General features: G+C 70.1%; 21 protein-coding genes and 1 riboswitch. Of the genes, 8 read left to right on the top strand and 13 right to left on the bottom strand.

Annotated features, from left to right (window positions below; all coding sequences use genetic code 11):
- Positions 1-11: 11 nt before the first annotated feature.
- Positions 12-2,750, bottom strand: a complete 2,739-nt coding sequence (locus AC1DWP_RS00510) for an FtsK/SpoIIIE family DNA translocase (protein WP_477612499.1) — start codon at positions 2,748-2,750, stop codon at positions 12-14.
- 390 nt (positions 2,751-3,140) lie between these two features.
- Positions 3,141-3,253: riboswitch (SAM riboswitch) on the top strand.
- A 40-nt stretch (positions 3,254-3,293) separates the two neighbouring features.
- Between AC1DWP_RS00510 and AC1DWP_RS00505 the strand changes: the two genes are divergently transcribed.
- Positions 3,294-4,703 (top strand): aminotransferase class V-fold PLP-dependent enzyme, encoded by a 1,410-nt coding sequence (locus AC1DWP_RS00505; RefSeq protein ID WP_477612498.1) that lies wholly within the window; start codon positions 3,294-3,296, stop codon positions 4,701-4,703.
- Between the two features lie 124 nt (positions 4,704-4,827).
- Here the strand turns inward: AC1DWP_RS00505 and AC1DWP_RS00500 are convergent, their stop codons facing one another.
- Both AC1DWP_RS00500 and dapA read right to left on the bottom strand, forming a co-directional pair.
- Positions 4,828-6,513: a ribonuclease J gene (locus AC1DWP_RS00500; RefSeq protein ID WP_477612497.1), complete on the bottom strand. Its 1,686-nt coding sequence runs from the start codon at positions 6,511-6,513 to the stop codon at positions 4,828-4,830.
- The gene (gene dapA, locus AC1DWP_RS00495) at positions 6,510-7,400 is read right to left on the bottom strand and encodes a 4-hydroxy-tetrahydrodipicolinate synthase (protein ID WP_477612496.1); all 891 of its coding nucleotides are present in this window, start codon (positions 7,398-7,400) and stop codon (positions 6,510-6,512) included. The genes AC1DWP_RS00500 and dapA overlap by 4 nt, the downstream gene beginning before the upstream one ends.
- Positions 7,401-7,594: 194 nt before the next feature.
- On the opposite strand from dapA, the gene AC1DWP_RS00490 reads away from it, so the two are divergent.
- The 5 genes from AC1DWP_RS00490 to AC1DWP_RS00470 are packed head-to-tail and all read left to right on the top strand — an operon-like array spanning position 7,595 to position 10,677.
- Positions 7,595-8,404: a thymidylate synthase gene (locus AC1DWP_RS00490; protein ID WP_477612495.1), complete on the top strand. Its 810-nt coding sequence runs from the start codon at positions 7,595-7,597 to the stop codon at positions 8,402-8,404.
- A gap of 60 nt (positions 8,405-8,464) precedes the next feature.
- Positions 8,465-8,932, top strand: a complete 468-nt coding sequence (locus tag AC1DWP_RS00485; protein ID WP_477612494.1) for a dihydrofolate reductase — start codon at positions 8,465-8,467, stop codon at positions 8,930-8,932.
- Between the two features lie 34 nt (positions 8,933-8,966).
- Entirely contained in the window at positions 8,967-9,563 is a 597-nt protein-coding gene (locus AC1DWP_RS00480) for an N-acetyltransferase family protein (protein WP_477612493.1), read from the top strand.
- Positions 9,560-10,366, top strand: coding sequence for an AzlC family ABC transporter permease (locus AC1DWP_RS00475; protein ID WP_477612492.1), 807 nt, complete (start codon positions 9,560-9,562; stop codon positions 10,364-10,366). The genes AC1DWP_RS00480 and AC1DWP_RS00475 overlap by 4 nt, the downstream gene beginning before the upstream one ends.
- A complete protein-coding gene (locus AC1DWP_RS00470) occupies positions 10,363-10,677 on the top strand; it encodes an AzlD domain-containing protein (RefSeq protein ID WP_477612491.1) in 315 nt (104 codons plus the stop codon). The genes AC1DWP_RS00475 and AC1DWP_RS00470 overlap by 4 nt, the downstream gene beginning before the upstream one ends.
- A 9-nt stretch (positions 10,678-10,686) precedes the next feature.
- On the opposite strand, the gene AC1DWP_RS00465 is transcribed toward AC1DWP_RS00470, so the two are convergent.
- From AC1DWP_RS00465 to AC1DWP_RS00445, 5 genes are all read right to left on the bottom strand, one after another.
- On the bottom strand, positions 10,687-11,055 hold the full coding sequence (locus AC1DWP_RS00465) for a VOC family protein (RefSeq protein WP_477612490.1): 369 nt from the start codon (positions 11,053-11,055) through the stop codon (positions 10,687-10,689).
- A gap of 23 nt (positions 11,056-11,078) precedes the next feature.
- The gene (locus AC1DWP_RS00460; protein ID WP_477612489.1) at positions 11,079-11,426 is read right to left on the bottom strand and encodes a hypothetical protein; all 348 of its coding nucleotides are present in this window, start codon (positions 11,424-11,426) and stop codon (positions 11,079-11,081) included.
- Positions 11,427-12,179, bottom strand: a complete 753-nt coding sequence (gene dapB, locus AC1DWP_RS00455; RefSeq protein ID WP_477612488.1) for a 4-hydroxy-tetrahydrodipicolinate reductase — start codon at positions 12,177-12,179, stop codon at positions 11,427-11,429.
- A gap of 86 nt (positions 12,180-12,265) precedes the next feature.
- Entirely contained in the window at positions 12,266-14,809 is a 2,544-nt protein-coding gene (locus AC1DWP_RS00450; protein WP_477612487.1) for an ExeM/NucH family extracellular endonuclease, read from the bottom strand.
- Positions 14,810-15,009: 200 nt separating this feature from the next.
- On the bottom strand, positions 15,010-16,239 hold the full coding sequence (locus AC1DWP_RS00445; RefSeq protein ID WP_477612486.1) for an NAD(P)/FAD-dependent oxidoreductase: 1,230 nt from the start codon (positions 16,237-16,239) through the stop codon (positions 15,010-15,012).
- A gap of 135 nt (positions 16,240-16,374) precedes the next feature.
- Here AC1DWP_RS00445 and AC1DWP_RS00440 point away from each other — a divergent pair, with 135 nt between their 5' ends.
- Positions 16,375-17,079: a helix-turn-helix transcriptional regulator gene (locus AC1DWP_RS00440; protein ID WP_477612485.1), complete on the top strand. Its 705-nt coding sequence runs from the start codon at positions 16,375-16,377 to the stop codon at positions 17,077-17,079.
- A 100-nt stretch (positions 17,080-17,179) separates the two neighbouring features.
- Here AC1DWP_RS00440 and AC1DWP_RS00435 read toward each other — a convergent pair whose 3' ends face one another.
- Both AC1DWP_RS00435 and rpsO read right to left on the bottom strand, forming a co-directional pair.
- Positions 17,180-19,597: a polyribonucleotide nucleotidyltransferase gene (locus AC1DWP_RS00435; protein ID WP_477612484.1), complete on the bottom strand. Its 2,418-nt coding sequence runs from the start codon at positions 19,595-19,597 to the stop codon at positions 17,180-17,182.
- 131 nt (positions 19,598-19,728) lie between these two features.
- Complete coding sequence (gene rpsO / locus AC1DWP_RS00430) at positions 19,729-19,998, bottom strand: 30S ribosomal protein S15 (protein ID WP_140737145.1); 270 nt, start codon at positions 19,996-19,998, stop codon at positions 19,729-19,731.
- A gap of 218 nt (positions 19,999-20,216) precedes the next feature.
- Between rpsO and AC1DWP_RS00425 the strand changes: the two genes are divergently transcribed.
- Positions 20,217-20,606 (top strand): TfoX/Sxy family protein, encoded by a 390-nt coding sequence (locus tag AC1DWP_RS00425; RefSeq protein WP_477612483.1) that lies wholly within the window; start codon positions 20,217-20,219, stop codon positions 20,604-20,606.
- Positions 20,607-20,611: 5 nt separating this feature from the next.
- Here the strand turns inward: AC1DWP_RS00425 and AC1DWP_RS00420 are convergent, their stop codons facing one another.
- From AC1DWP_RS00420 to lpdA, 3 genes are all read right to left on the bottom strand, one after another.
- Positions 20,612-21,808: an acyltransferase family protein gene (locus AC1DWP_RS00420; protein ID WP_477612482.1), complete on the bottom strand. Its 1,197-nt coding sequence runs from the start codon at positions 21,806-21,808 to the stop codon at positions 20,612-20,614.
- Positions 21,766-22,353, bottom strand: coding sequence for a GNAT family N-acetyltransferase (locus tag AC1DWP_RS00415; RefSeq protein WP_477612481.1), 588 nt, complete (start codon positions 22,351-22,353; stop codon positions 21,766-21,768). The genes AC1DWP_RS00420 and AC1DWP_RS00415 overlap by 43 nt, the downstream gene beginning before the upstream one ends.
- A gap of 62 nt (positions 22,354-22,415) precedes the next feature.
- Positions 22,416-23,810 carry a dihydrolipoyl dehydrogenase gene (lpdA, locus tag AC1DWP_RS00410; RefSeq protein WP_477612480.1) on the bottom strand — a complete coding sequence of 465 codons (1,395 nt, stop codon included), beginning with the start codon at positions 23,808-23,810 and terminating at the stop codon, positions 22,416-22,418.
- Positions 23,811-23,816 lie beyond the last annotated feature (6 nt).

The following is a 23,816-nucleotide window of genomic DNA, read 5'->3' as shown; positions in this document are numbered from 1 at the left end:
CTCGGGTCTGGTCAGTCCCTGCCGGTGAGCTCCCAGGCGTCGAGGGACTCCTCGACTTCCTCGCGACCGGCGAGCCCTCTCGCCACCGGGTCGTTGTCGTAGCGTGAGTCCGGCGCGTAACCGGGCGTGTAGCCGGAACCCGCAAGGGCGACCTCGTCCGTCCGCTCGACACCCGTGTCGTCAGGATCCGCCGCCTGTCCGTCGAACACCGGCTCCATCTCGGGCACCTCGTCCCCACGCATGAGCGCCAAGGTCATGGGCAGGTCGTCGAGCTTGATCAGCACGTCGCGCGCCTTGGAACCCTCGGACGGACCCACCACCCCGCGGGACTCGAGCAGGTCCATGAGCCGACCTGCCTTGGCGAACCCGACGCGCAGCTTGCGCTGGAGCATCGACGTCGAGCCGAACTGGGTCGTCACGACGAGCTCGGTGGCCTGGAGCAGCAGCTCGAGGTCGTCGCCGATGTCGTCGTCCACCTGCTTCTTGGCCGCCACCACCGTGACGTCGTCGCGGTAGCTGGGCTTGAGCTGGCCGGTCACGTGCTTGACGACCTGCTGGATCTCGGACTCGGTGACCCACGCACCCTGGACGCGCATCGTCTTGGAGGAGCCCATCGGCAGGAACAGCGCATCGCCCTGACCGATCAGCTTCTCGGCACCGGGCTGGTCGAGCACGACCCGGCTGTCTGCCAGCGACGAGGTCGCGAACGCCATCCGCGACGGCACGTTGGCCTTGATGAGGCCGGTGACGACGTCGACGGACGGGCGCTGGGTCGCCAGCACTAGGTGGATGCCCGCGGCCCGTGCCAGCTGCGTGATCCGGACTATCGACTCCTCGACGTCCCGGGGCGCGACCATCATCAGGTCGGCGAGCTCGTCGACGATGACCAGCAGGTACGGGTACGGGTGGATGACCCGCTCCGAGCCCGCCAGCGGCTTGACCTTGCCCGCCTTGACCGCCTTGTTGAAGTCGTCGATGTGCTTGAAACCGAACTGCGCGAGGTCGTCGTAGCGCGTGTCCATCTCACGCACCACCCAGGCAAGCGCCTCGGCGGCCTTCTTGGGGTTCGTGATGATCGGCGTGATGAGGTGCGGGATCCCCTCGTATGCCGTGAGCTCCACCCGCTTGGGGTCGACCAGGACCATGCGCACCTCGTCGGGCGTGGCCCGCATGAGGATCGAGGTGATCATCGAGTTGACGAAGCTGGACTTGCCCGCGCCGGTGGCGCCCGCGACGAGCAGGTGCGGCATCTTGGCGAGGTTGGCGATGACGTAGCCGCCCTCGACGTCCTTGCCGACGCCCATCACCATCGGGTGCTCGTTGCCCCGCGCTGCCTGGCTGCGGAGCACGTCGCCGAGGCTGACCTTCTCGCGGTCGGCGTTGGGGATCTCGATGCCGATCGCGGACTTGCCCGGGATCGGCGACAGGATGCGGACGTCGGCCGAGGCCACGGCATACGCGATGTTCTTGGAGAGCGCGGTGACGCGCTCGACCTTGGTGCCACGGCCGAGCTCGACCTCGTAGCGGGTGACCGTCGGTCCACGGCTGAAGCCGGTGACCTGGGCATCGATGTCGAACTGCTCGAGCACCTGGCTCAGCGACTCGACCACGCGGTCGTTCGCGGCACTGCGGGTCTTGTGCGGGGAACCCGGCTCAAGGATGGCGTTGTCGGGCAACGTGTAGGTGATGTCGCCGGCGAGCGCGAGCTGCTCGACTCGCTGTGGCAGCGGGGTCGTCGGGGGCGCCTCAAGGGCGGCCTTGACCTCGATGGCCGGGCCCTTGGCGGGCGAGGTGGTTTCGGCAGTCGCCGAAGGGGCCAGAACGCCGGGCGAGGTGGGGCGCTTCTCGCCGGGGCGGAACCGCCGACCGTCGGGTGCCACGAGAGCGGCCTGCTCGAACGCCTCGTCCCCCTCGAGCGGACCCTCCGGGTCGATCACGCGGCGACGACGCCTGGGCTTGTCCTCGACCGCGTCGGCGAGCGGGTCCTTCCCGGCGTCGACCGTCCCACGGTGGAGGAGGTGGTCGCGCAGCTCGGCGAGGCGGGTGGGGACCATGTGCACGGGCGTCGCGGTCATCACCAGGAGGCCGAAGAAGCCCAGCATCAACAGGATCGGCACGGTGCCGTAGACCGACACCGCGGCCTCGAGCGGGCTGGATGCCAGGAACCCGATGATGCCGCCACCGTCACGCATCCCGTCGGCGCCCTGGGGTGGGGTGGGGATGTCGGCGGCGACGTGGGCCAACCCCGAGGCGGCGAAGGCGAGGGCGCCCAGGCCGACACCGAGGCGGGAGTTGGCCGAGTCCTCTTGCGGCGCGCGCAGGAAGCGGATGCCCAGGAAGAGCAGGGCGAGCGGCACGGCATAGGCGACGCGTCCGAAGGTGCCTGCGACGACGGCGTGCACGACGTCGCCGAGGGCGCCCTCGAAGGCCCACCACTCCCGGGCGGCGACGAGGATCGACACTCCGATGAGGAAGAAGCCGAGCCCGTCACGTCGGTGCTCGGGCTCGAGCTCACGGGCGCTGGTGCCGACCCGGCGCACCGCGCCGCCGGCCACGTGTGCCATGCCCATCCAGGTGCCGCGGACCGCGCGCAGGGGCAGCGGCAGTCCGCCACCGCTGGCCTTGCCACGCGCGGGGGACTTGCGGGGTGTGCTGCTCTTGCGGTTGGCGGGGCGTGTTGCGGTGCCCCGGCTCCCCGACGAGCGCGACCCTGCATTTGATCGTGCTGGTGTGGACGGACGTGTCGCCATGCTCCGCAGGCTACGCGAAGGTCACACGGGACACACGCGTCACACGCGTTCCACCCGCAGGCAATGTGTCCGGATCGCCCTGGCCCGAACGGCCGAGTTGCCCTCCCCGATCGGGTACGAAGGGCAGGTAGCCCTTACCAGGGCGCACGCCCGGTGGGACGCTGGGCCTTGCGTCTGGCGGGGCCTGTGCCGACGACCAGCAGTGGTCGTCGGCACAGGCGCGCACAGGGGGAAGGGTCGCGTGGGGACGGCGATGCCGACCCGCCCCGCCAGATCGCTCGGCCCTGCCTCCGGCCACCTGGCGGTCACGGACTTCCGCCATCTCAGATCGCGGGAACCCACGCCCACGTGCTGGATCCCGCTTGACCCGTGCCGCTACCCTCGACGACAGGTCATGAGTGTCAGCGCACAGCCCCGGCTTGCTGACCAGCAACCCTCCTCCGCGGTGGGGTGCTCCGGGTGACGACCGGGCCGACTGCACCCGCAGCCGGCAAGCGCGGACTCGGGAGCTCTCGGGTCCCACCCGGACCAGGAGCTCTACCCATGTCGATCGCGAGCACCCCGCCACCAGCCTTCCGTCGCAGCGCCCCCCTCGCGCACGCCCGCACCCAGAGCCACCTCCGCCCTGTTCCCGATGCCCGGTCACTGGGCGAGGTCGGCCCGCTGCCCGCGGTCGTGTCGGAGTCGCTGCTCGTGCCGACGCTGGACGGGGCCGTGGACTACGCCAACTTCGACCACGCGGCGTCCACGCCGGCGCTGGTCAGCGTCAAGAAGGCCGTCGACACGGCGGTGCGCACCTACTCCTCGGTCCACCGCGGCAATGGCTGGGCCTCCCGGGTGACCTCGTCCTGGTACGAGCAGGCGCGGGCCGAGGTGCGGTCGTTCGTCGGGGCACGCGAGGGCGACGAGGTCGTCTTCACCCGCAACAGCACCGACTCGTTCAATCTCCTGGCGCGATGTCTGCCGCGCCACACGCAGGTCTTCGTCTTCGAGTCCGAGCACCACGCCGCGCTTCTGCCGTGGCCCCACCAGCGCACCCACCGGCTTCCGGTCCCCGGCAGCATCAGCGACGCGAGGGCGCTCCTGCGGACTGCGCTTCGCGACCACCCCGGCCGCCACCGGTTGGTCGTGCTCGCCGGCGCCTCCAACGTCACGGGAGAGATCTGGCCGGTCCGCGAGCTGGCGGCGATCGCCCGCCAGGCGGGCGCGAGGGTGGTCCTCGACGCCGCGCAGTACGCCCCCCACCGCCGCGTGGACCTGGACGACCTCGGTGTCGACTACGCCGTGCTGTCCGGCCACAAGCTGTACGCACCGTTCGGCACGGGAGTCCTGGCAGGCCGGGCGGACTGGCTGGACGCTGCGGCGCCCTACCTCGCCGGCGGCGGCGCCACCAAGTCCGTGACCGAGCGCGCAGTCGTGTGGCAGAAGGGGGCCGCACGCCACGAGGGCGGCAGTCCCAACGTCATCGGCGCGATCGCCCTCGCTGCCGCGTGCCATGCCCTGCGGGCGCACGCGGACGCGGTGGAGGAGCACGAGCGCACGCTGGGCCAGCGTCTGCTCGACGGTCTGGCCGCCATCGACGGCGTGCAGACCTACTCCCTCTTCAGCCCGGACCACGAGCGCGTTGCCGTGGCGACCTTCACCATCGACGGGGTCGACTCGTCACTGGTGTCCGCGGCCCTGTCGGCCGAGCACGGCATCGGGGTCCGGGACGGCAAGTTCTGTGCGCACCTGTGCGTCGACGCCCTGCTCGACGACCCCCACGCCGTCGGGTCCACGACCGCCGTCCGCGCCAGTGTCGGGCTGGCCACGACCGCTGAGCACGTCGAGCGGTTGCTGTCAGCCGTGGCCGAGCTCGCCGAGCACGGACCCCGCGCCGACTACGTCAACGGACCGCAGGGGTGGTTGCCGGTCGGCGACCCGCGCGCGCTCGACCTCGCGCGCCCCTGGTAGCCGCCCCCGCGGCATACCCGAGCCCCACCTGCCGCACCTTTATCGGGTGACCCGATAAAGGTGCGCTTCACCCGGAAACGGTTCTCGGGTGAAGCGCGCCCTTCTCGGGTGGAGCAGGCGCAGGCTAGGCCTGGATGACGACCGGGATGATCATCGGGCGCCGGCGGATCTTGCCGCCGACCCAGCCACCGATCGCCCGGCGCATGACCTGCTCGAGCTGGTGGGAGTCGGTGACGCCGTTGCCGGTGGCCTCGGCGAGCGCCTGTTCGATCTTGGGCCGCACCTGGCTGAAGATCTCGTCGTCCTCGGCGAAACCCCGGGCCTGGATCTCCGGCCCCGCGGCGATCTTGCCCGTGGCGGAGTCGATCACGACGATGACCGAGATGAACCCCTCGTCACGCAGGATCCGGCGGTCCTTGAGCAGCGCCTCGTCGAACTCACCCACCGAGGACCCGTCGACGTAGACGTAGCCGCACGGGACCGCCCCGACGATGCGCGCGACGCCGTCGACGAGGTCGACGACCACGCCGTCCTCGGCCAGCACGACCTGTTCGCGCGGCACACCGGTCTGGACCGCCAGCTCGGCGTTGGCGACGAGGTGTCGCCACTCGCCGTGCACCGGCATCACGTTGCGGGGCTTGACGATGTTGTAGCAGTAGAGCAGCTCACCGGCGCTGGCGTGGCCGGAGACGTGCACCTTGGCGTTGCCCTTGTGCACGACGTTGACACCGAGCCGCATGAGGCCGTTGATGATGCGGTAGACGGCGTTCTCGTTGCCGGGGATGAGCGACGAGGCCATCAGGACCGTGTCGCCCTCTCCCACGTCGATGCGGTGGTCACGGTTGGCCATCCGCGACAGGGCCGCCATCGGCTCGCCCTGCGACCCCGTGCAGATCAGGACGACCTTGTCGTCGGGGAAGTTGTCGAGCTTCTTGACGTCGACGAGCACGCCGTCGGGCACGTGGAGGTACCCCAGCTCGGCGGCGATCCCCATGTTGCGCACCATCGACCGGCCCACCATGGCGACCTTGCGCCCGGCCGACTCGGCGGCGTTGAGCACCTGCTGGACCCGGTGCACGTGCGAGGAGAAGCAGGCGACGATGATCCGGCGCTCCGCGTCGCGGAAGACCTTGTCGATGGCCGGCGCGATGTCCTTCTCCGGCGTCGTGAAGCCGGGGACCTCGGCGTTGGTCGAGTCCGTCATGAACAGGTCGACGCCCTCCTCCCCCAGCCGCGCGAACGCGCGCAGGTCGGTGAGCCGGTTGTCGAGCGGCAGCTGGTCCATCTTGAAGTCACCGGTGTGCAGGATCGTGCCGCCGGGTGTCCGGACGAACACCGCGAGCGCGTCGGGGATCGAGTGGTTGACCGCCACGAACTCGCAGTCGAAGACGCCGAGCTTCTCGCGCATCCCCTCCTTGACCCCGAGGGTGTACGGCGTGATCCGGTGTTCCTTGAGCTTGGCCTCGATGAGCGCCAGTGTCAGCATCGAACCCACGATCGGGATGTCGCGCTTCAGCTTGAGCAGGTAGGGCACCGCGCCGATGTGGTCCTCGTGGCCATGGGTCAGCACGATCGCCTGGATGTCGTCGAGCCGGTCCTCGAGGTACTCGAAGTCGGGGAGGATCAGGTCGACGCCGGGGTGGTGGTCCTCAGGGAACAACACGCCGCAGTCGATGACGAGCAGCTGGCCGTCGTGCTCGATGACCGCCATGTTGCGGCCGACCTCGCCGAGACCGCCGAGCGCGATGATGCGCACGCCGTTCTTCGCGAGCGGCCGGGGCAGGTTCAGCTCGGGGTGGGGATGACTCACAGCAGGCCAGACTCCTTGAGACCGGCGCGCAGGATGTCCAGGTGCTCCGGTGGTGACTCGACGAGCGGCAAGCGCACCGTCGCGTGGTCGATGACGCCGAGCTCGACGAGCGCGGCCTTGGCCATGATCGCACCCTGGGAGGTGCTCATGATGGCGTCGACGGCGGGGACCAGCCGTCGGTGGATGTCTCGGGCGCCGTCGAGGTCGCCGCCGTCGACGGCTGCGACCATCGCGGCATAGTCCTTGCCTGCGACGTGGCCGACGACGCTGACCACCCCTATGGCACCGAGGGCGAGCCAGGGCAGGTTCGCGGCGTCGTCGCCGGAGAAGTAGAGCAGGTCGGTCGCGGCCATGACCTTGGTCGAGGCCCACCCGTCGCCCTTGGCGTCCTTGACCGCGACGACCCGGTCGTGGGCGGCGAGCTCGAGGAGCGTGGCGGTGTCGAACGGGATGCCGGTGCGGCCCGGGATGTCGTAGAGCATGACCGGCAGGTCGGTCACGTCGGCCACCGCGTGGCAGTGCGCGACGAGCCCGCGCTGGGTCGGCTTGTTGTAGTAGGGCGAGACGAGCAGGAGCCCGGTGGCGCCGGCCTCCGCCGCACGACCGGCCATCTCGACGCTGTGTGCGGTGGCGTTGGAGCCGACCCCGGCGACGACCGCCGCGCGACCGTCGACGGCCTCGGCGACGAGGCGCACCATCTCGATGGACTCGTCGTCGCTCAGGGTGGCGGACTCACCGGTGGTGCCGTTGACGACGATGCCGTCGTGGCCGCTGTCGAGCAGGTGGGCGACCAGTCGGCGGGCGCCCTCGAGGTCGAGGCTTCCGTCGGGCTTCATCGGGCTGACCATGGCGGTCAGGACGCGGCCGAACGGGGACGAGGTGCTCATGCCTGCAGGCTATCGCCCCGCAGAGCACGCCCCGCGCGGCGGACACCGACCGGGACGCAATTTGGCGGGAAGGTGACGCCGAGCTGGCGGCATCGACGCGACACCGAGGTATGCCGCGGTGCCGGCCACGCGGCATACGCTGCGGTTTTGGTCTGCTTCGGTGCCCTGTCGCCGCCCGGCGTTACGCTGCGTCCGTGCAGCAGTATCTCGACCTCCTCGACCACGTCATGACGACCGGGACGGACAAGTCCGACCGCACCGGCACCGGCACCCGCTCCGTGTTCGGCTACCAGATGCGGTTCGACCTGTCCGAGGGCTTCCCGGTGCTCACGACCAAGAAGCTCCACCTCAAGTCGATCATCGGCGAGCTGCTCTGGTTCCTGCGCGGCGACTCCAACGTGCGGTGGCTCCAGGAACGCGGCATCACCATCTGGGACGAGTGGGCGGACGAGAACGGCGACCTGGGGCCGGTCTACGGCTACCAGTGGCGGTCCTGGCCGACCCCAGACGGCGGCCACGTCGACCAGATCGCCAAGGTCATCGAGTCGATCCGCACCAACCCTGACAGCCGTCGGCACATCGTGTCGGCCTGGAACGTCGCGGACGTCGACTCGATGGCGCTCCCGCCGTGCCACACGATGTTCCAGTTCTACGTGTCCCCCGCGGTGGACGGGCACCGGCCCAAGCTCTCCTGCCAGCTCTACCAGCGTTCGGCCGACATCTTCCTCGGCGTCCCGTTCAACATCGCCTCCTACGCGCTGCTCACCATGATGGTGGCGCAGGTCTGCGACCTCGAGCCCGGTGACTTCGTGCACACCCTCGGCGACGCCCACCTGTACTCCAACCACGTCGAACAGGCCACCCTCCAGCTGACCCGAGAGCCCCTCCCCCTGCCGCAGATGAAGATCGCGTCCGGCAAGGAGATCGACCAGTTCGACCTCGGCGACTTCGAGCTGGTCGGCTACCAGGCGCACCCCTCGATCAAGGCGCCCATCGCGGTCTGAGTCAGGCCGCGGACCGTGCGGGCCCGGCGGTGACCTCCGCGTGGTCGCTACCCTGTGCCCATGACCAACGTGACGCTCATTGCCGCGGTCGGCCGCAACGGCGTCATCGGGGCCGACAACGACATGCCGTGGCACCTGCCCGAGGACTTCGCCTACTTCAAGCGGACGACCATGGGCCATCCGATGGTCATGGGACGCAAGACCTTCGACTCGATCGGCCGGGTGCTGCCGGGTCGCCGGACCATCGTCGTGACCCGCCAGCCCGACTGGAGCCACCCCGACGTGGAGACGGCCCACTCGCTCAGCGAGGCGTTGTCGCTGGCCGGTCCCGCGGCCGAGGTGTTCGTCTGCGGCGGTGGGCAGGTCTACACCGAGGCGATGCCGTGGGCGCACCGGTTGCTGATCACCGAGGTGGACCAGTCGCCCCAGGGTGATGTGCGCTTTCCCGACATCGACGCGAGCCACTGGCACGAGGTCCGGCGCGAGCGGCGCGACGGCTTCAGCTGGGTGACGTACGAGCGCGCCTGACGAGGTTCGAAACACCGATGGCAGGATGCAGGCCATGGCTCACCAGCACGACCACGTCGGTCACACCTCCTCCCCCGGACCACTCGCCGACGCCAGCGTCAGGGTGGCGCGCGAGACCGACACCCCCGCCGTCGGGCTCGTCCAGGCCACCGTGTGGCGCGAGGCGTATGCCGCGGTGCTGCCGGCGGAGGTGCTGGAGACCTTCGAGCCACAAGCCTTCGCGGCCGTCTGGCGCCAGTCCCTTGCCGCGCCTCCCCCAGGGGTCTACCGGCTGCTCGCGGCCTGTGCGGGCGACCAGGTCGTGGGGTTCGCGGCCATCGGCCCGAGCCAGGACCCCGATGCGTCCCCGGGCACCGGTGAGCTGTCTGCGCTCGCGGTCCACCCGCAGGCGCGTCGGGTCGGCCACGGGTCACGGCTGCTGAACGCGGCCGTCGACACCCTGCGCGGCGCCGGCGCCGACCGGTTGCACACCTGGGTGCTGGCCGGCGACGAAGCCACTCGGGCGTTCCTCCTCGATGCAGGGCTGAACCCGGACGGCGCGTTCCGCGACCGGGTGGTCTCTCCCGACGGTGGGACCGCGCGCGAGGTCCGCCTGGTCGCCGACATCACGCCGGAACCTCCGGGCCCGTGAGCTCGACCCTGACCCCGGAGCGACGTTCCCAGGTCGTGCGCCAAGCCCTGTCGGTAGCGGTGGCAACAGGAACCTACGGCGTCAGCTTCGGCGCCCTGTCGGTGGCTGCGGGTCTGTCGATCCTCCAGACGCAGGTGCTGTCGCTGCTGCTGTTCTCGGGGGGTTCGCAGTTCGCGTTCGTGGGGGTCATGGCCGCCGGGGCGGCCGGGGGGCCCGCCGCCATCGCCACCTCCACGCTCCTCGGCGTCCGCAACGGCCTGTACGGGCTGCAGGTCGCGCGGATGCTGGACGTCCGGGGACTCCGGAAGGTCTTCGCAGCCCAGTTGACGATCGACGAGTCGACAGCGGTCAGTGTCGCGCAGCCCGAGACGGTCGCCGCGCGACTCGGCTTCTGGGTGACGGGCGCAGGGGTCTTCGTGCTCTGGAACGCGACGACGCTGGTCGGCTCGCTCGTGGGCGATGCCATGGGCGACCCCCGCCGCTATGGACTCGACGCCGCCGCGGCCGCAGCCTTCTGCGCCCTGCTGTGGCCGCGGCTGAAGTCGAGGGATGCCGTCGCCATCGCAGTGCTGGCCGCACTGATCGCCGTGCTCGTCGCGCCGCATGCTCCCGCCGGTGTCCCCGTCCTGGTCGCCGCCTGCACCGCACTCCTGGCGGGCGTGTGGCGACGCGCCCACCACGACCCACCGCCGCCGCACCAGTGGCCCGACGAGGTGTCGCCGCGGACTGGCAACTCCGGGCCGGGGACCGCCAGGCCGGGGGGCGCGAGGCCGGGGGCCGCGAGGCCGGGGGGCACGCCATGAGCACGTGGACCGCGCTGCTCATCGCGTGCGGGCTGGCCTTCCTGCTCAAGTACCTCGGCTACGTCGTGCCGACGTCGTGGCTCGAGGGCGAACGCACGACACGGATCACCTCGGCGTTGCCCATCGCCTTGTTGGCCGCCCTCGTCGGCGTGCAGACGTTGACCTCGAGCTCGGGCGCGATCACCCTCGACTCCCGCGCTGCCGCCGTCGGTGTCGCCATGCTGGCGCTGCTGCTGCGGGCGCCCTTCATCGTCGTGGTGGTGCTGGCCGCCGCGGTCGCGGCTGGGCTGAGGCTGCTCGGTCTGCCCTGACCGCAGCGGTCAGGGCCACTCCCGCGCATCCTCGAGGAACCGGTCGCCGGTCTGGATCCCGACCACACAGAAGATCACCCCACCCGGATCGGCCATGATCACGTAGCGTTCCCGGTCGTCCACGGTGGTCGCGCCCAACGCCGTCAGTCGCGCGACCTCGGCGCGGACGTTGTCCGTCTCGATGTCCAGGTGGACGCGCGGCGGTCCGTCCTCCAATCGCTGGACCTCGAGGTTCAGCGACCCGATCTCGCCGACGCTGGCATAGGGACCGTCCTCGACCGGACGCACACCCTGGGCACCGGCCCAGAAGGCGAGGCCCGCGTCGTAGTGCTCGCCCGGGTGGTCGATGAGGACGATGCCGATGCGCGAACGGTGCATGCCACCACGGTATGCCGGGTGCGTCAGGGACGCGAGGTCCGCCAGGCCCTGACGGCGGCGCGGTAGTGCGCCTGCTCGCCCTTGCGATCCCGGGCGACCCGGCAGGCCTCGGCCTGGTGGAGCTCGTCAGCCCACGCGCCGTGCGCGCCGGACTCCCGGGCTTGGGTCATCATCCGCGATCCGTCGCGGGCGAGCCTGACCAGCGGCACCATCGCCAGCAGGGCGACCACGGGGATGAGGATCACCGCGACGCCGAACAGCACAGCGACCGGACGCCCGTCCCGGACCAGCTCGACCCCTCGCCAGCCGATCGTCGCGGAGTAGAAGCCCAGCACCACGAGCAGGACGACAGCGGTGACCTTCTCGCGCACTCAGGCGTCCAGGCCGAGGTAGTGCTCCAGCCCGACGGTCAGCCCGGGGTGGGCGCCGACCTCCCGCACCCCCGCGAGGACACCGGGCATGAAGGAGGTCCGGTCGAACGAGTCGTGGCGCAGGGTCAGCAGCTCGCCCTCAGCACCGAGCAGCACCTCCTGGTGGGCGACCAGCCCGCGCAGTCGGATCGAGTGCACCGGTATGCCGTCGACCCGCCCTCCGCGTGCCCCGTCGGGGTCCTGGGTGGTGGCGTCCGGGACTGCACCGAGGCCGGCGTCGGCGCGGGCCGCGGCGATGAGGCCGGCCGTGCGGGCTGCGGTGCCCGACGGCGCATCGACCTTGTCGGGGTGGTGCAGCTCGATGACCTCGACCGACTCGTAGAAACGCGCGGCCTGCTGGGCGAAGCGCATCATCAAGATGGCGCCGATCGCGAAGTTCGGGGCGATGAGCACGCCCACTGACGGGTGCTGGGCGAGCTGGTCGCGCACCGTCGCGAGGCGCCCCTCGTCCCATCCCGTCGTGCCCACGACGACGTGCACGCCGCGGTCGACGCAGTGCGCCACGTTCGCCGGGGAAGCGGACGGGACCGAGAACTCCACGACGACACCGGCACCGCCGAGGTCGCCGAGGTCGTCGCCCTGGTCGAACCGCCCCACCAGCTCCAGGTCGGGCGCGTCGGTGACCGCCCGGCACACCTGGCCGCCCATGCGTCCTGCCGCACCGATCACGGCCACCTTGATCGTGTCACTCACGGTGGTCAGCGTAACCACCCGTCCACGACGACGGGCCCGGTCCCCCACTCGGGAGACCGGACCCGTCGCTCGCGGCGCTGGTTCGACTACTTCACGAAGGCCGTGAGGCCGAGGACCACCGGGTCGTGGTCGGACGACCGGTACGGGCCCGGGTCGTGGAAGTCGGTCGAGTGGTAGTTGTACCGGCTGTACTCCATGGCCACCGACTCACCGGAGTTGATGTTCCAGTGGTCGGCCCCGGTCGACATCCGCAGCGCGAAGTCGTTGACGAGGATGTGGTCCAGCGAACCGGAGAGCCCGCTGAAGGAGTACGAGTAGCTGTTCGGGTCGAAGCGGCTGCCCACGTCGGTGTAGCCGGCCTTGTAGAGGACGTCCAGCGGGTCCTCCATGGTGTAGGAGTTGTAGTCACCCGCCATGACGATCCCCTTGGCGCCGTACTCGGCCGCGACGCCGGGCACCCAGTCGCGCAGGGCCTGCGCCTGCAGGATGCGGCTGGTGACCGACGCACCCTGGCCGTCACCGCTGTCAGCGTCACCCGGGAACGGACCAGCCGAACCCTTGGACTTGAAGTGGTTGACGACGAAGAGGAACTTGTCGCCCTTGCCGGTCTTCTTCCTGAACGTCTGGGCGATCGGCTCACGGGCATTGCCGAAGGCCTGGCCGTCCTGGCTCTGGTCGCCCAGGGCGCGCGACCGGTCGACGCGCATGACGTTGGCCGCCTTGTAGATGATGGCGCTGGTGATGAAGTCCTGCTCGTCCGGTGAGGGCAGGTCGGTCGAGGACGGGACGAAGGCCCAGGTGCCCGCTCCCGCCTTCTCGTTCAGCGCGGCGACCAGCGCTGCCAGGGCAGCGTCACGGTCGTGACCGAAACGTGCGGAGTTCTCGATCTCCATCAGCCCGACGACGTCGGCGTCGAGGGCGGTGATCGCCGACACCTCCTTCTCGGTCTGGCGCGCGAGGTCAGCCGCATCCCAGGCACCACGGCGGGTGCAGGGGCTGCCGTCGACGCCGCGGACCGTGTCGCCGTTGTCGTCGCGGTCGTAGAACGCCACGCAGGTCGGGTCGGCGTCACCGAGATCGGTGAAGTAGTTGAGGACGTTGAACGACGCGACCTTGAGGTCGGGTGTGCCGAGCTGGTTGATGTCGGCAGTGTCGGGCGCAGCCGTTCGGGTGTTCTCGAACGCCACCGGCGACGTCGCGTTGTCGGGCCCGACCACCTGGGCCGTCGGCTGGAAGCGCCACAGGTTGAACCGGTAGTCCACGACGACAGGAGCGCTGAAGGTGGCCGCCTCGCCGACCCTGACCGGCTTGGTGTTCGAGACGTACGCAGGCGTCAGGTCGCCGTTGAGCAGGCACGGGATCGGGCGGCCGGCGCACGTCGCCGGGCTGAAGCTGCTCGCCGTGAAGTTGCTGGAGGCACCGTCGTCGAGGGTGACCGCACGCCTGGCGTTGTCGGCCACCACGGCGGCGGCCTCGGGGCTGCCGGGGGCGCCCACCTCGGTGTTCTGCAGCAGCGGGTGGTCACCCACGGCCAGGCCGACCTCGCCGAACTGGTTGGTGCCGAAGGTGTTGGTGACGGTGTAGTCGCCGAGGGGCTGGAAGAGCATTCCCTCGATCGACTCACGCCCTGCATCGGTGGTCGGCCACGGCACGGTCAGCGCCTGGACAGGGCTGAACTCATCGCCGGCGTCGCTGATGTTCGAGGCCGACGCGGTGATCTCGGTCAGGGTCCCCGGGTCGGAGGACGAGCTGCGGAACTCGCTGACGGCACCGGTCACCTGGATGTAGTTGCCGACCTCGACGTCGGGGTCGAGGGGGCTGCCGGAGCCACCCGTCTGGAAGACGAAGAGGCCGTCCGAGGCGCCCGAGGAGCTCGGCTCGGGACCGGTCCCCTGGGTCTGGAGGTAGAAGCCGTGGAACCCACCCGTGGGGTAGGCCGCCGTGACGACGCCCTTGGTGGTCACCGTCTGCCCAGACAGCTGGGTGCTCGGACCCGTGCCCTGGATCTCGGCGATCGTCTTCTCGGCCGGGGCGGGCGGGGTGGTGCAGGTGGTGCCGCAGGCCGTCGGGCTCGGCGCCCCGGCCACGAAGTCGGCAGCATTGTCGGCGGTGTTCTGCGGACCGGCCTTGCGGCTCACCGACACCGTGTTGCTGGGCGCGGCCGTCGGTCCGGTGCCCGCGTAGTCGTTCGCCGTGCCGAAGCCGACGAAGTCGACGACCGAGGGCTGGGCCGAGCACGGGTTGGTGCCGGACTTGGCGGTGCAGGGGTTGGCCGTCCCGCCGAGCGCTGTGACGTTGTTGACCAGCGCCACCTTGCCTGCGCCGCCGGCCATGGCGATGGTTCCCGAAGCGTCGAAGGGGACCTCGGTGGAGCCGCCGGTCCCAGCAGCCTCCCGGACGACGTAGCTGCCGCCCGCCGGCAGGAACCCGGCGAGCCCGGTGACCTGCCACGAGACCCCGGTCGAGCCGGCGTACTGCACCGACCAGCCGTTGAGGTTGACCGTGGACGCGCTGGTGTTGACCAGCTCGATGAAGTCGTTCCGGTACGTCGCGCCGGTGTTGCCGCCGCCTCCGTAGACCTCGTTGATCACTACCGGCGCACCGACCGAGGGCGCTGCCAGCGCACTCATCGGGGCGACGGCAACAACTCCAGCGGTGAGGGCTATGGCGCCCACCGCTCCCAACACGTGCTTGCGGGGTACGCGCACAGCAGTCCTCCACGAACTCAGGATTGACAGCCCTGGGACGGTGGTCCGGGCCGATGGAGCATCACACCACGCCGACGGCGAATGCGAAACGGCTGGGACAGGTCCGGAAGGTAAAGGTCAGGTCAGGGTTTCGCGCCCAGCTCGTCCAGCGGGACCCCAGGGTCTGCCAGCCGGTCAGGCGCGACGACGGCCTTCGACCGGATCAGGCCCTTCACCGCATCACCGACGTCCCACACGTTGACGTTCATCCCGGCGGTCACCCGCCCGTCGCGCAGCCAGAAGGCCACGAACTCCCGCGCCGACAGGTCGCCGCGCACGACGACCTCGTCGTCCGGGCTCCCGAGACCGTGGTACTCCATCCCGAGGTCGTACTGGTCGGTGTAGAAGTAGGGCAGCTCCGCCTCCGGCCCCTCCTGGTCGAGCATGGCCGCTGCCACCAGCGAGGGCTGGTTGAGGGCGTTGGCCCAGTGCTCGACGCGAATCCGCTGCCCGAGGAACGGGTGCTCGACGTTCGCGACGTCACCCACCGCGAAGATGTCCGCGTCGCTCGTGCGCCCCACCGCGTCCGCCGTCACGCCGTTGTCGACGTCCAGGTCCGCAGCCTGCGCGAGCGCGACGTTGGGCGTTGCCCCGATCCCCACGACGACGGCGTCCGCCGGCACGACCGAACCGTCCGCGAGCCGCACCCCCGTCACGGCAGACTCGCCCTCCACGGCCTCGACGGTGACCCCGGTACGCAGGTCCACCCCGTGCGCTCGGTGCAGGTCCGCGAACACCTCGGCGATCGTCGGGCCGAGCACCCGCACCAGGGGCAGGTCGAGCGCCTCCAGCACCGTGACGTCGGCACCGGCCTCGCGCGCCGCAGCCGCCACCTCCAGTCCGATCCAGCCGCCACCGATGAACACGATCCGCCGTCCCGGCACGAGCACCGCACGGATCGCCTGGCTGTCCTCGATGGTGCGCAGCGAGTACACCCCGTCGAGGTCGGCACCGGGGATGGTGAGCCGTCGCGGAGCGCACCCGGTCGCCAGCACCACGCGGTCGTATGCCGTGCGCTCACCTGTGTCGGCCACCACCTCGTGGTCGTCGCGGTCGATGCTGGCCACCGTGGTGCCGGTGCGCACGTCGATGTCGTGACCGGCATACCAGTCCTCGTCGTGGACGAACACGTCCTCGAGCTTCTCCCCCGTCTTGAGGTAGTCCTTCGACAGCGGCGGTCGCTCATAGGGCAGGTGCGGCTCGCCCGCGAAGAGCACCACCCGCCCTTCGAAGCCCCGCCCTCGCAGGGCCTCGGCGGTCTTGGCGCCCGCCAGCCCGCCACCGATCACGACGAAGGTCCGGTCGTCAGTCATGCGTCATCCTCTGGCTCGGCTCTCTGCTCGGCTGTCTGCTGGACTACCCGACTACCTGCTGTACTTTCTAAAACAGTGTTAGATTGACTTTAGGAGCGGCGTCCCCGTTAGTCAACGAGTCGCTCGAGGAGCCTGATGTCGCCGGAAGCGCACGACGTGCACGACAGCATCGGGTCCGTGGGCGCCCTCGCGGAGCCGTCACGACGGGCGTTGTACGACCACGTGTCGCGGCAACGCACGGCGGTCAGTCGTGAGCAGGCGGCCGAGGCCGTGGGGCTGCCACTGCACTCCGTGAAGTTCCACCTCGACCGGCTCGTCGACGAGGGCCTGCTGGAGGTCGAGTTCCGCCGCCTGAGTGGTCGAGCGGGCCCCGGCGCCGGCCGGCCGTCCAAGCTCTACCGGCGCGCCCGTGCCGAGGTGTCGGTGTCGCTCCCGGCTCGGCACTACGACCTGGCCGCCGCGGTCCTCGCCGATGCCGTCGAGCGGGTCGGGCGCGACCGGGTGTCGCTCGACCGGGCGATCGACGACGCGGCCACTGACGCGGGTCGAGCCCTGGCAGCGGGCAGCCCGCTCCCACGCGGCCCGCGCGCTGAGCTGCGCGCCGTGTCAGAGCTGCTCGCCCGGCACGGCTACGAGCCCTCTCCCACGGACGACGAGCGTGAGCTCGAGCTGGCCAACTGTCCGTTCGACCGGCTCGCGCGGGACCACACCGACCTCGTCTGCGGGATCAACCTCGCCCTGGTCACCGGCGCCGTCGAAGCCCTCGGGTGCCGACACGTGCAGACCCGCCTCGAACCTGCCGCAGACCTCTGCTGCGTGCGCGCCCGCCAGGTGCCCTGACGCGCGTGGCGCATCGCCTCCTCGCCCACCGGGGGCAAAGCCAACGGGCCGACACACCCTGAGGTGTGCCGGCCCGCTCGTCAGGCTGGTGTGCGTCGGCTCAGCCGGCCGCGTCCTCCGAGGTGGCCGGAGCCGCGCTCTCGGGCGCGTCGCCGCCACGGTCCTCGCCACCGCGCTCGCCACGGCCGCCACGACGGCGGTTGCGACTGCGACCACCCTCACGACGCTCGCCACGGTCGTCGGTGGACTCGCCGGCCTCGGCCTCGGGGGCGTCGCCCTCGGTGCTGCTGGCCTCAGGCGCGTCACCCTCGGCGGCGGGAGCGTCGCCGCCCTCGCCCTCCGCGAGCACCGCCGCCAGCGACAGCTTGCCGCGCGGGTCGATCTCCTTGAGCTCGACCTGGACCTTCTGGCCCACGGCCAGGACGTCCTCGACGGCTTCGATCCGCTTGCCACCGACGAGCTTGCGCACCTCGGAGATGTGCAGCAGGCCGTCCTTGCCCGGCAGCAGGGAGATGAACGCACCGAAGGTCGTGGTCTTGACCACGGTGCCCAGGAAGCGCTCGCCGATCTCCGGCATCTGCGGGTTCGCGATGGCGTTGATCTGCGCCCGGGCGGCCTCGGCCGAGGGGCCGTCGGTCGCACCGATGTAGATCGTGCCGTCGTCCTCGATCGAGATCTGCGCGCCGGTCTCGTCCTGGATCTGGTTGATCATCTTGCCCTTCGGCCCGATGACCTCGCCGATCTTGTCGATCGGGACCTGCACCGAGATGACGCGAGGAGCGAAGGGGCTCATCTCGTCGGGTGCGTCGATCGCCTCGTTCATGACGTCGAGGATGTGCAGGCGCGCGTCGCGAGCCTGGGTCAGCGCGCCGCCGAGCACCGAGGCGGGGATGCCGTCGAGCTTGGTGTCGAGCTGGATGGCCGTGACGAACTCGCGGGTTCCGGCGACCTTGAAGTCCATGTCACCGAAGGCGTCCTCCGCACCGAGGATGTCGGTCAGCGCGGCGTACTGCGTCTCACCGTCGACCTCCTCGGAGATGAGGCCCATCGCGATGCCGGCGACCGGGGCGCGCAGCGGCACACCGGCGTTGAGCATCGACAGGGTGGACGCGCAGACCGAGCCCATCGACGTCGAGCCGTTGGAGCCGAGAGCCTCGGACACCTGGCGGATCGCGTAGGGGAACTCCTCGCGGGTCGGCAGCACTGGCATCAGGGCACGCTCGGCGAGCGCTCCGTGACCGATCTCGCGACGCTTCGGCGAACCCACCCGACCGGTCTCACCGGTGGAGTAGGGCGGGAAGTTGTAGTTGTGCATGTAGCGCTTGCGCGTCACCGGCGACAAGGTGTCGAGCTGCTGCTCCATGCGGAGCATGTTCAGCGTGGTGACGCCCATGATCTGGGTCTCGCCACGCTCGAAGATGGCCGAGCCGTGCACGCGCGGCAGCACCTCGACCTCGGCGCCCAGGGCGCGGATGTCGGCGAGGCCACGGCCGTCGATGCGGACCTTGTCGCGCAGGATGCGCTGACGGATCAGCTTCTTCTGCACGGACTTGTAGGCCGCGGACAGCTCCTTCTCGCGGCCCTCGAACTCACCGGCGAGCTTCTCCTTCATGGAGTCCTTGAGCTCGTCGATGCGGTCCTCGCGCTCCTGCTTGCCGGCGATGGTGAGCGCCTGCGCCAGGTCGTCCGAGGTCGCAGCCTCGACGGCGGCATACGCGTCGCCCTCGTAGTCGAGGAAGATCGGGAACTCCTGGACCGGCTTGGCGGCCTTGCTCGCCAGGTCGGCCTGGGCCTCGCACAGGACCTTGATGAACTTCTTCGAGGCCTCGAGGCCCTCGGCGACGACCTCTTCGGTCGGAGCCTGCTTGCCCTCGTTCTTGACGAGGTTCCAGGTCGACTCGGTGGACTCGGCCTCGACCATCATGATCGCGACGTCATCGCCCGCGATGCGGCCGGCGACGACCATGTCGAAGGTCGAGCGCTCGATGTCCGAGAAGTTGGGGAAGGCAACCCACTGGCCGTCGATCAGGGAGACGCGGACGCCACCGATCGGACCGGAGAACGGCAGACCCGAGATCTGCGTGGAGGCGCTGGCCGCGTTGATGGCGAGCACGTCGTACTGGTGGTCGGGGTTGAGCGCGAGCACCGTGATGACGACCTGGACCTCGTTGCGCAGACCCTTGGTGAAGGTCGGGCGCAGGGGGCGGTCGATCAGCCGGCAGGTGAGGATCGCGTCGGTGGACGGGCGACCCTCGCGGCGGAAGAACGAGCCGGGGATCTTGCCCGCGGCATACATCCGCTCCTCGACGTCGACCGTCAGGGGGAAGAAGTCGAAACCTTCGCGGGGGTGCTTCCCGGCGGTGGTGGTGGAGAGGAGCATCGTGTCCTCATCCAGGTAGGCGGCAACTGCGCCACCGGCCTGCTTGGCCAGGCGTCCGGTCTCGAACCGGACCGTGCGGGTGCCGAACGAACCATTGTCGATGGTCGCTTCGGCGAAGTGGATCTCTGGACCCTCCATTGGGCCCTCCTTTTTTATCTGTAGTCCCGGTGCATCGTCGTTGTGCACTGGTTTCTGTCGTGCTGGGCGGCATCAGTGCCGGCCCCATGCGAGAGGGACGGCCCTCATGGAGGACCGTCCCTGTCGAATGCTTAGCGGCGCAGACCGAGGCGCTTGATCAGCGAGCGGTAACGCTCGACGTCGACGCTCTCGAGGTAGCGCAGGAGCCGGCGACGCTGGCCGACCAGGAGGAGCAGGCCGCGGCGGCTGTGGTGGTCGTGCTTGTGCTGGCGCGAGTGCTCGGTGAGGTCGAGGATGCGCTGCGTCAGCATCGCCACCTGAACCTCGGGGGAACCGGTGTCGCCCTCGTGCGTGGCGTACTCGGACATGATCTTCTTCTTGACGTCGAGGCTCAACGGCATGAGTCGGCACTGCTCCTTTGTGTGATCGTTGCGCGGTGCGCCAGGGCTGGTTCACCTGGGCTCTCTGGATCCGCGGCCGGTCTACGGCGGTTGCAAGGTTACCAGCGGGCGGGTTGGGCCCCTAATCGCCGCCGATGCACCGCCGATGCACCGCCGGTGCACCGCGCGTGCGCCGCTGCAGGCTCCCCCAGCCGGCGCAAGCAGTGTTGGATGGGGACATGCAGATGCCCAAGCACAGTGACGAGGCCAAGACCCGCTTCCGCAGCCTGATCAGCGACGCGCCGGGCGTTGAGGTCAAGCCGATGTTCGGCAGTGTCGGCGCGTTCGTCAACGGCAACATGTACGCCGGGTTGTTCGGTGAGGACGTCGGGGTCAAGCTCGACCCCGCGGGGCTGGAGGAGCTGCAGGCCCTCCCCGGCAGCGGCCCGTTCGGACCCGCCGAGCGCCCCATGAACGGATGGCTGTCGCTGCCCTCCGACCTGTCCGACGAGGAGACGTCCACCTGGACGGACCGGGCGCGGGACCACATCGCCACCCTGCCGCCCAAGGCCAAGAAGGCAACCGCCAAGAAGGCAACCGCCAAGCGGGCAACCGAGCCCACGACGTAGGCCGCTCAGCCGCGGGCGCCCACGAGTTCGGGCTCACGTTCGGTCTGGGCTTCGGGCGCCGGGCGGGTCGCGGACAGCGAACGCGCGTGCAAGAGCGTGCGCGCCGGGCGTTCGACCACGACGTGCATCAGCCAGGCGGCGCCCCCGAGGACGAGCACCACGGCCACAACTGCCAGACCCGCCGTCCACCACGCGTCGTCGCCCCACTCGCGCAGCCCAGTGACGACAGGACGCATCAGGTAGTGCGTCATGTAGAGGCAGTACGACACCTCCCCCGCGGCCACCATGAGCGGCGTGGACAGCCAGCGCCCGACCGAGCCGCCGGCCGTCGCCACGACCGCCACGACCAGCCCCATCACCGGGGCCATCCAGTAGTCCCCTGAGGCGACCGCCGGGACCAGGGCCACCACGAGCACGACGGACGGCAGCAGCGGAGCCAGTCGTCCGAGGGCCACACCGCCACGCACCCAGGCGAGGCAGAGGAAGATCCCTGCGACGAACTCCCCCATGATGCGGACGTAGAACATGTGCTCGAGGTTGCCGTTGGGCAGGGCGAACGCCGCGAAGACGGTGAGCATCACGGCATACGACAGGGCGGCGAGCAGCAGGGAGCTGCGCGCCCTGACCACGCGCGCCGCGAGCACGAAGAGCGCCGGTGCCACGAGGTAGGCGAACCACTCGGAGCCGATCGACCACGCCGGACCGTTGAAGCTCGGGCGGTCGTTGAACCAGTTCTGCACCATGAGCACGTTCTGCCCGTATGCCGCGGGCGTGCGCCGCTGCCCGCCCTCGCCGATCCCGAGGGTGCCCATGGCGACAGCCATGCCCAGGTCGATGTTGAGCGCCACGAAGTGCACCGGCCAGACGCGCGCGAACCGGCTGCGGATGAACGACACGGTCGACTGCCCGGAGAAGGCCCGCATGGAGTCGGCGTAGTTGTAGGCCAAGATGAAACCGCTCAAGGGGAAGAACAAGTCCACGCCGAGGTACCCCGCACGCATCAGGGTGTCGGCAGGCACCGTCCACGGAGCGAGCGCCTCGAGGTCGGGCCGGTAGTGGAACAGCACGACCCACGCCGCGGCCAGGACGCGCAGTCCGGTCAGCGCGGGCAGCGGCGAGCGGCGCTCCGAGCTCGGCGTCGGAGTCGCCCTCGGGGAAGTCAGGAGCCGGCCCCAGCACCCTCTGTCGCCCGGCCCGACCACTCGTCGGCGCGGAGCGCATAGATCGCCAGGTCGGTCCACTGCTCCTTGAACCAGGAGGCCCTCTCGAACAGTGCCTCGCGTCGCATGCCCAGCCGTTCGCAGATGCGCGACGACGCGGTGTTGACAGGCTCGAGCTGGGCCCACACGCGGTGGACCCCGACCTCTCGGAACGCGGCCTCGGTGATGGCACGGGCCGCCTCGGTGGCGTACCCCTGACCCGCCACGTCGGGGGCGAACACCCAGCCGATCTCGGCCTGCCGTCCGTCGTGGCCGTCGAGTCCGTCGAGGTGGATGAGCACGTCGCCGATGACGCGCCCGTGCAGCTCCACCGCGAGGGTGAGGATCGGCGACTTCTCGTCGAGCCGGCCGGCCGTGGCCCGCTCGGCCACCAGGTCCGCCACCTGCTCGCGGGTCTTGGGCTCGCCCGGGATGTACCTCACGACCGACGCCACCGACCGGTAGGTGAAGACGTCGTCCTCGTCACCGGGACGGAAGCTGCGCAGGACGAGCCTCTCGGTCGTGATCGGCAGGCTCACGCGCGGCATACCGGGAACTCCGAACTGTCCGTGAGCGGACGGCGAGACGACAAGGATCGGCGAGGTGGCGATCAGAGGTTGATCATGTGGCCGGCGATGCCCTCGACTGCTTCCTTGACCGCCTCGGAGAGCGTCGGGTGGGCGAAGACGTTGCGGGCGACCTCGTCTGCGGTGAGGTCCCACTTCTGGGCCAGGGTCAGCGCGGGCAACAGCTCGGTCACCTCGGGGCCGATGAGGTGGGCGCCGATGATCTCGTTGTGCTTCGCGTCGGCCACGACCTTGACGAAGCCGACGGCGTCGCCGAGTCCCATCGCCTTGCCGTTGGCCGAGAAGGGGAACTTCGCGACCTTGACGTCGAAGCCCTTGCCCCGGGCCTGCTCCTCGGTGTAGCCGAACGAGGCGATCTGCGGCTGGCAGAACGTCGCCCGGGGGATGAAGTCGTACTCGACCGGCATGGTCTCGGCCCCGGCCATGGTCTCGGCCGCGACGACACCCTGCGCCTCGGCCGTGTGGGCCAGCATGAGCTTGCCGGTCACGTCGCCGATCGCATAGACGTTGTCGACGTTGGTGCGGCAGTGGTCGTCGATGACGATGGCTCCGCGTTCCGTGGCCACGCCGAGGGACTCGAGGCCGTAACCCTCGAGGCGCGGGGCGAAGCCGATGGCCTGCAGCACCTTGTCCGTCTCGATGACCGTCGACTCACCACCTGCGGCGGGCGACACCGTGACCTTGACCTTCTCGCCGCTGTCGTCGATCGACTCGACCTTGGTCGACAGCAGGACCGTGACCCCGAGCTTCTTGTAGTGCCTGAGCAGCTCCTTGGACACCTCGGCGTCCTCGGTCGGCACCATCCGGTCGAGGAACTCCACGATGGTCACGTCGACCCCGAAGTTCTTCATGACGTAGGCGAACTCGACGCCGATCGCACCGGACCCGGCGATGACGATCGACTGGGGCAGCTGGTCGGTGAGGATCTGCTCCTCGTAGGTCACGACCCGGTCCGAGAGGGACGTACCGGGGATGAGCCGGGTCGTGGCACCGGTGGCGATGATGAGCTTGTCGAAGGTGACCGTCTGCTTCTCGCCGGAGCTGAGTGCGACGTCCATCGAGGTCGGGCTGGTCAGCGTGCCCCAGCCGTCGATCTCGGTGATCTTGTTCTTCTTCATCAGGAAGTGGACGCCCTTGACGATGCCGGCGGACACCGCGCGCGAGCGGGCGTGGGCCGGGCCGAACGCCATCGTTGCGTCGCCCTCGATCCCGAACTTGTCCTTCTCGTGCGTCAGGATGTGGGACAGCTCGGCGTTGCGCAGGAGCGCCTTGGACGGGATGCACCCGACATTGAGGCAGACCCCGCCCCAGTACTTGGACTCGACCACCGCGGCCTTGAGACCGAGCTGGGAGGCGCGGATCGCCGCGACGTACCCGCCAGGACCAGCACCGAGAACTACGACATCGAAGTCAGCCATGGCGGT

Source organism: Pedococcus sp. P2_F6, assembly GCF_056403675.1.
Note: the sequence above shows the minus strand (reverse complement) of the source record. Positions and strands in the feature narration are given on the sequence as shown.

What these genes read in the sequence shown, in the direction of transcription:
- AC1DWP_RS00505 (WP_477612498.1), top strand. Translation starts at nt 3,294, where the DNA reads ATGTCGATCGCGAGCACCCCGCCACCAGCCTTCCGTCGCAGCGCCCCC.
- lpdA (WP_477612480.1), bottom strand. Translation starts at nt 23,810, where the DNA reads ATGGCTGACTTCGATGTCGTAGTTCTCGGTGCTGGTCCTGGCGGGTAC.
- AC1DWP_RS00465 (WP_477612490.1), bottom strand. Translation starts at nt 11,055, where the DNA reads ATGCACCGTTCGCGCATCGGCATCGTCCTCATCGACCACCCGGGCGAG.
- AC1DWP_RS00480 (WP_477612493.1), top strand. Translation starts at nt 8,967, where the DNA reads ATGGCTCACCAGCACGACCACGTCGGTCACACCTCCTCCCCCGGACCA.
- AC1DWP_RS00440 (WP_477612485.1), top strand. Translation starts at nt 16,375, where the DNA reads ATGTCGCCGGAAGCGCACGACGTGCACGACAGCATCGGGTCCGTGGGC.
- AC1DWP_RS00445 (WP_477612486.1), bottom strand. Translation starts at nt 16,239, where the DNA reads ATGACTGACGACCGGACCTTCGTCGTGATCGGTGGCGGGCTGGCGGGC.
- AC1DWP_RS00435 (WP_477612484.1), bottom strand. Translation starts at nt 19,597, where the DNA reads ATGGAGGGTCCAGAGATCCACTTCGCCGAAGCGACCATCGACAATGGT.
- rpsO (WP_140737145.1), bottom strand. Translation starts at nt 19,998, where the DNA reads ATGCCGTTGAGCCTCGACGTCAAGAAGAAGATCATGTCCGAGTACGCC.
- AC1DWP_RS00485 (WP_477612494.1), top strand. Translation starts at nt 8,465, where the DNA reads ATGACCAACGTGACGCTCATTGCCGCGGTCGGCCGCAACGGCGTCATC.
- AC1DWP_RS00450 (WP_477612487.1), bottom strand. Translation starts at nt 14,809, where the DNA reads ATGAGTGCGCTGGCAGCGCCCTCGGTCGGTGCGCCGGTAGTGATCAAC.
- AC1DWP_RS00415 (WP_477612481.1), bottom strand. Translation starts at nt 22,353, where the DNA reads ATGCCGCGCGTGAGCCTGCCGATCACGACCGAGAGGCTCGTCCTGCGC.
- AC1DWP_RS00470 (WP_477612491.1), top strand. Translation starts at nt 10,363, where the DNA reads ATGAGCACGTGGACCGCGCTGCTCATCGCGTGCGGGCTGGCCTTCCTG.
- AC1DWP_RS00510 (WP_477612499.1), bottom strand. Translation starts at nt 2,750, where the DNA reads ATGGCGACACGTCCGTCCACACCAGCACGATCAAATGCAGGGTCGCGC.
- AC1DWP_RS00425 (WP_477612483.1), top strand. Translation starts at nt 20,217, where the DNA reads ATGCAGATGCCCAAGCACAGTGACGAGGCCAAGACCCGCTTCCGCAGC.
- dapA (WP_477612496.1), bottom strand. Translation starts at nt 7,400, where the DNA reads ATGAGCACCTCGTCCCCGTTCGGCCGCGTCCTGACCGCCATGGTCAGC.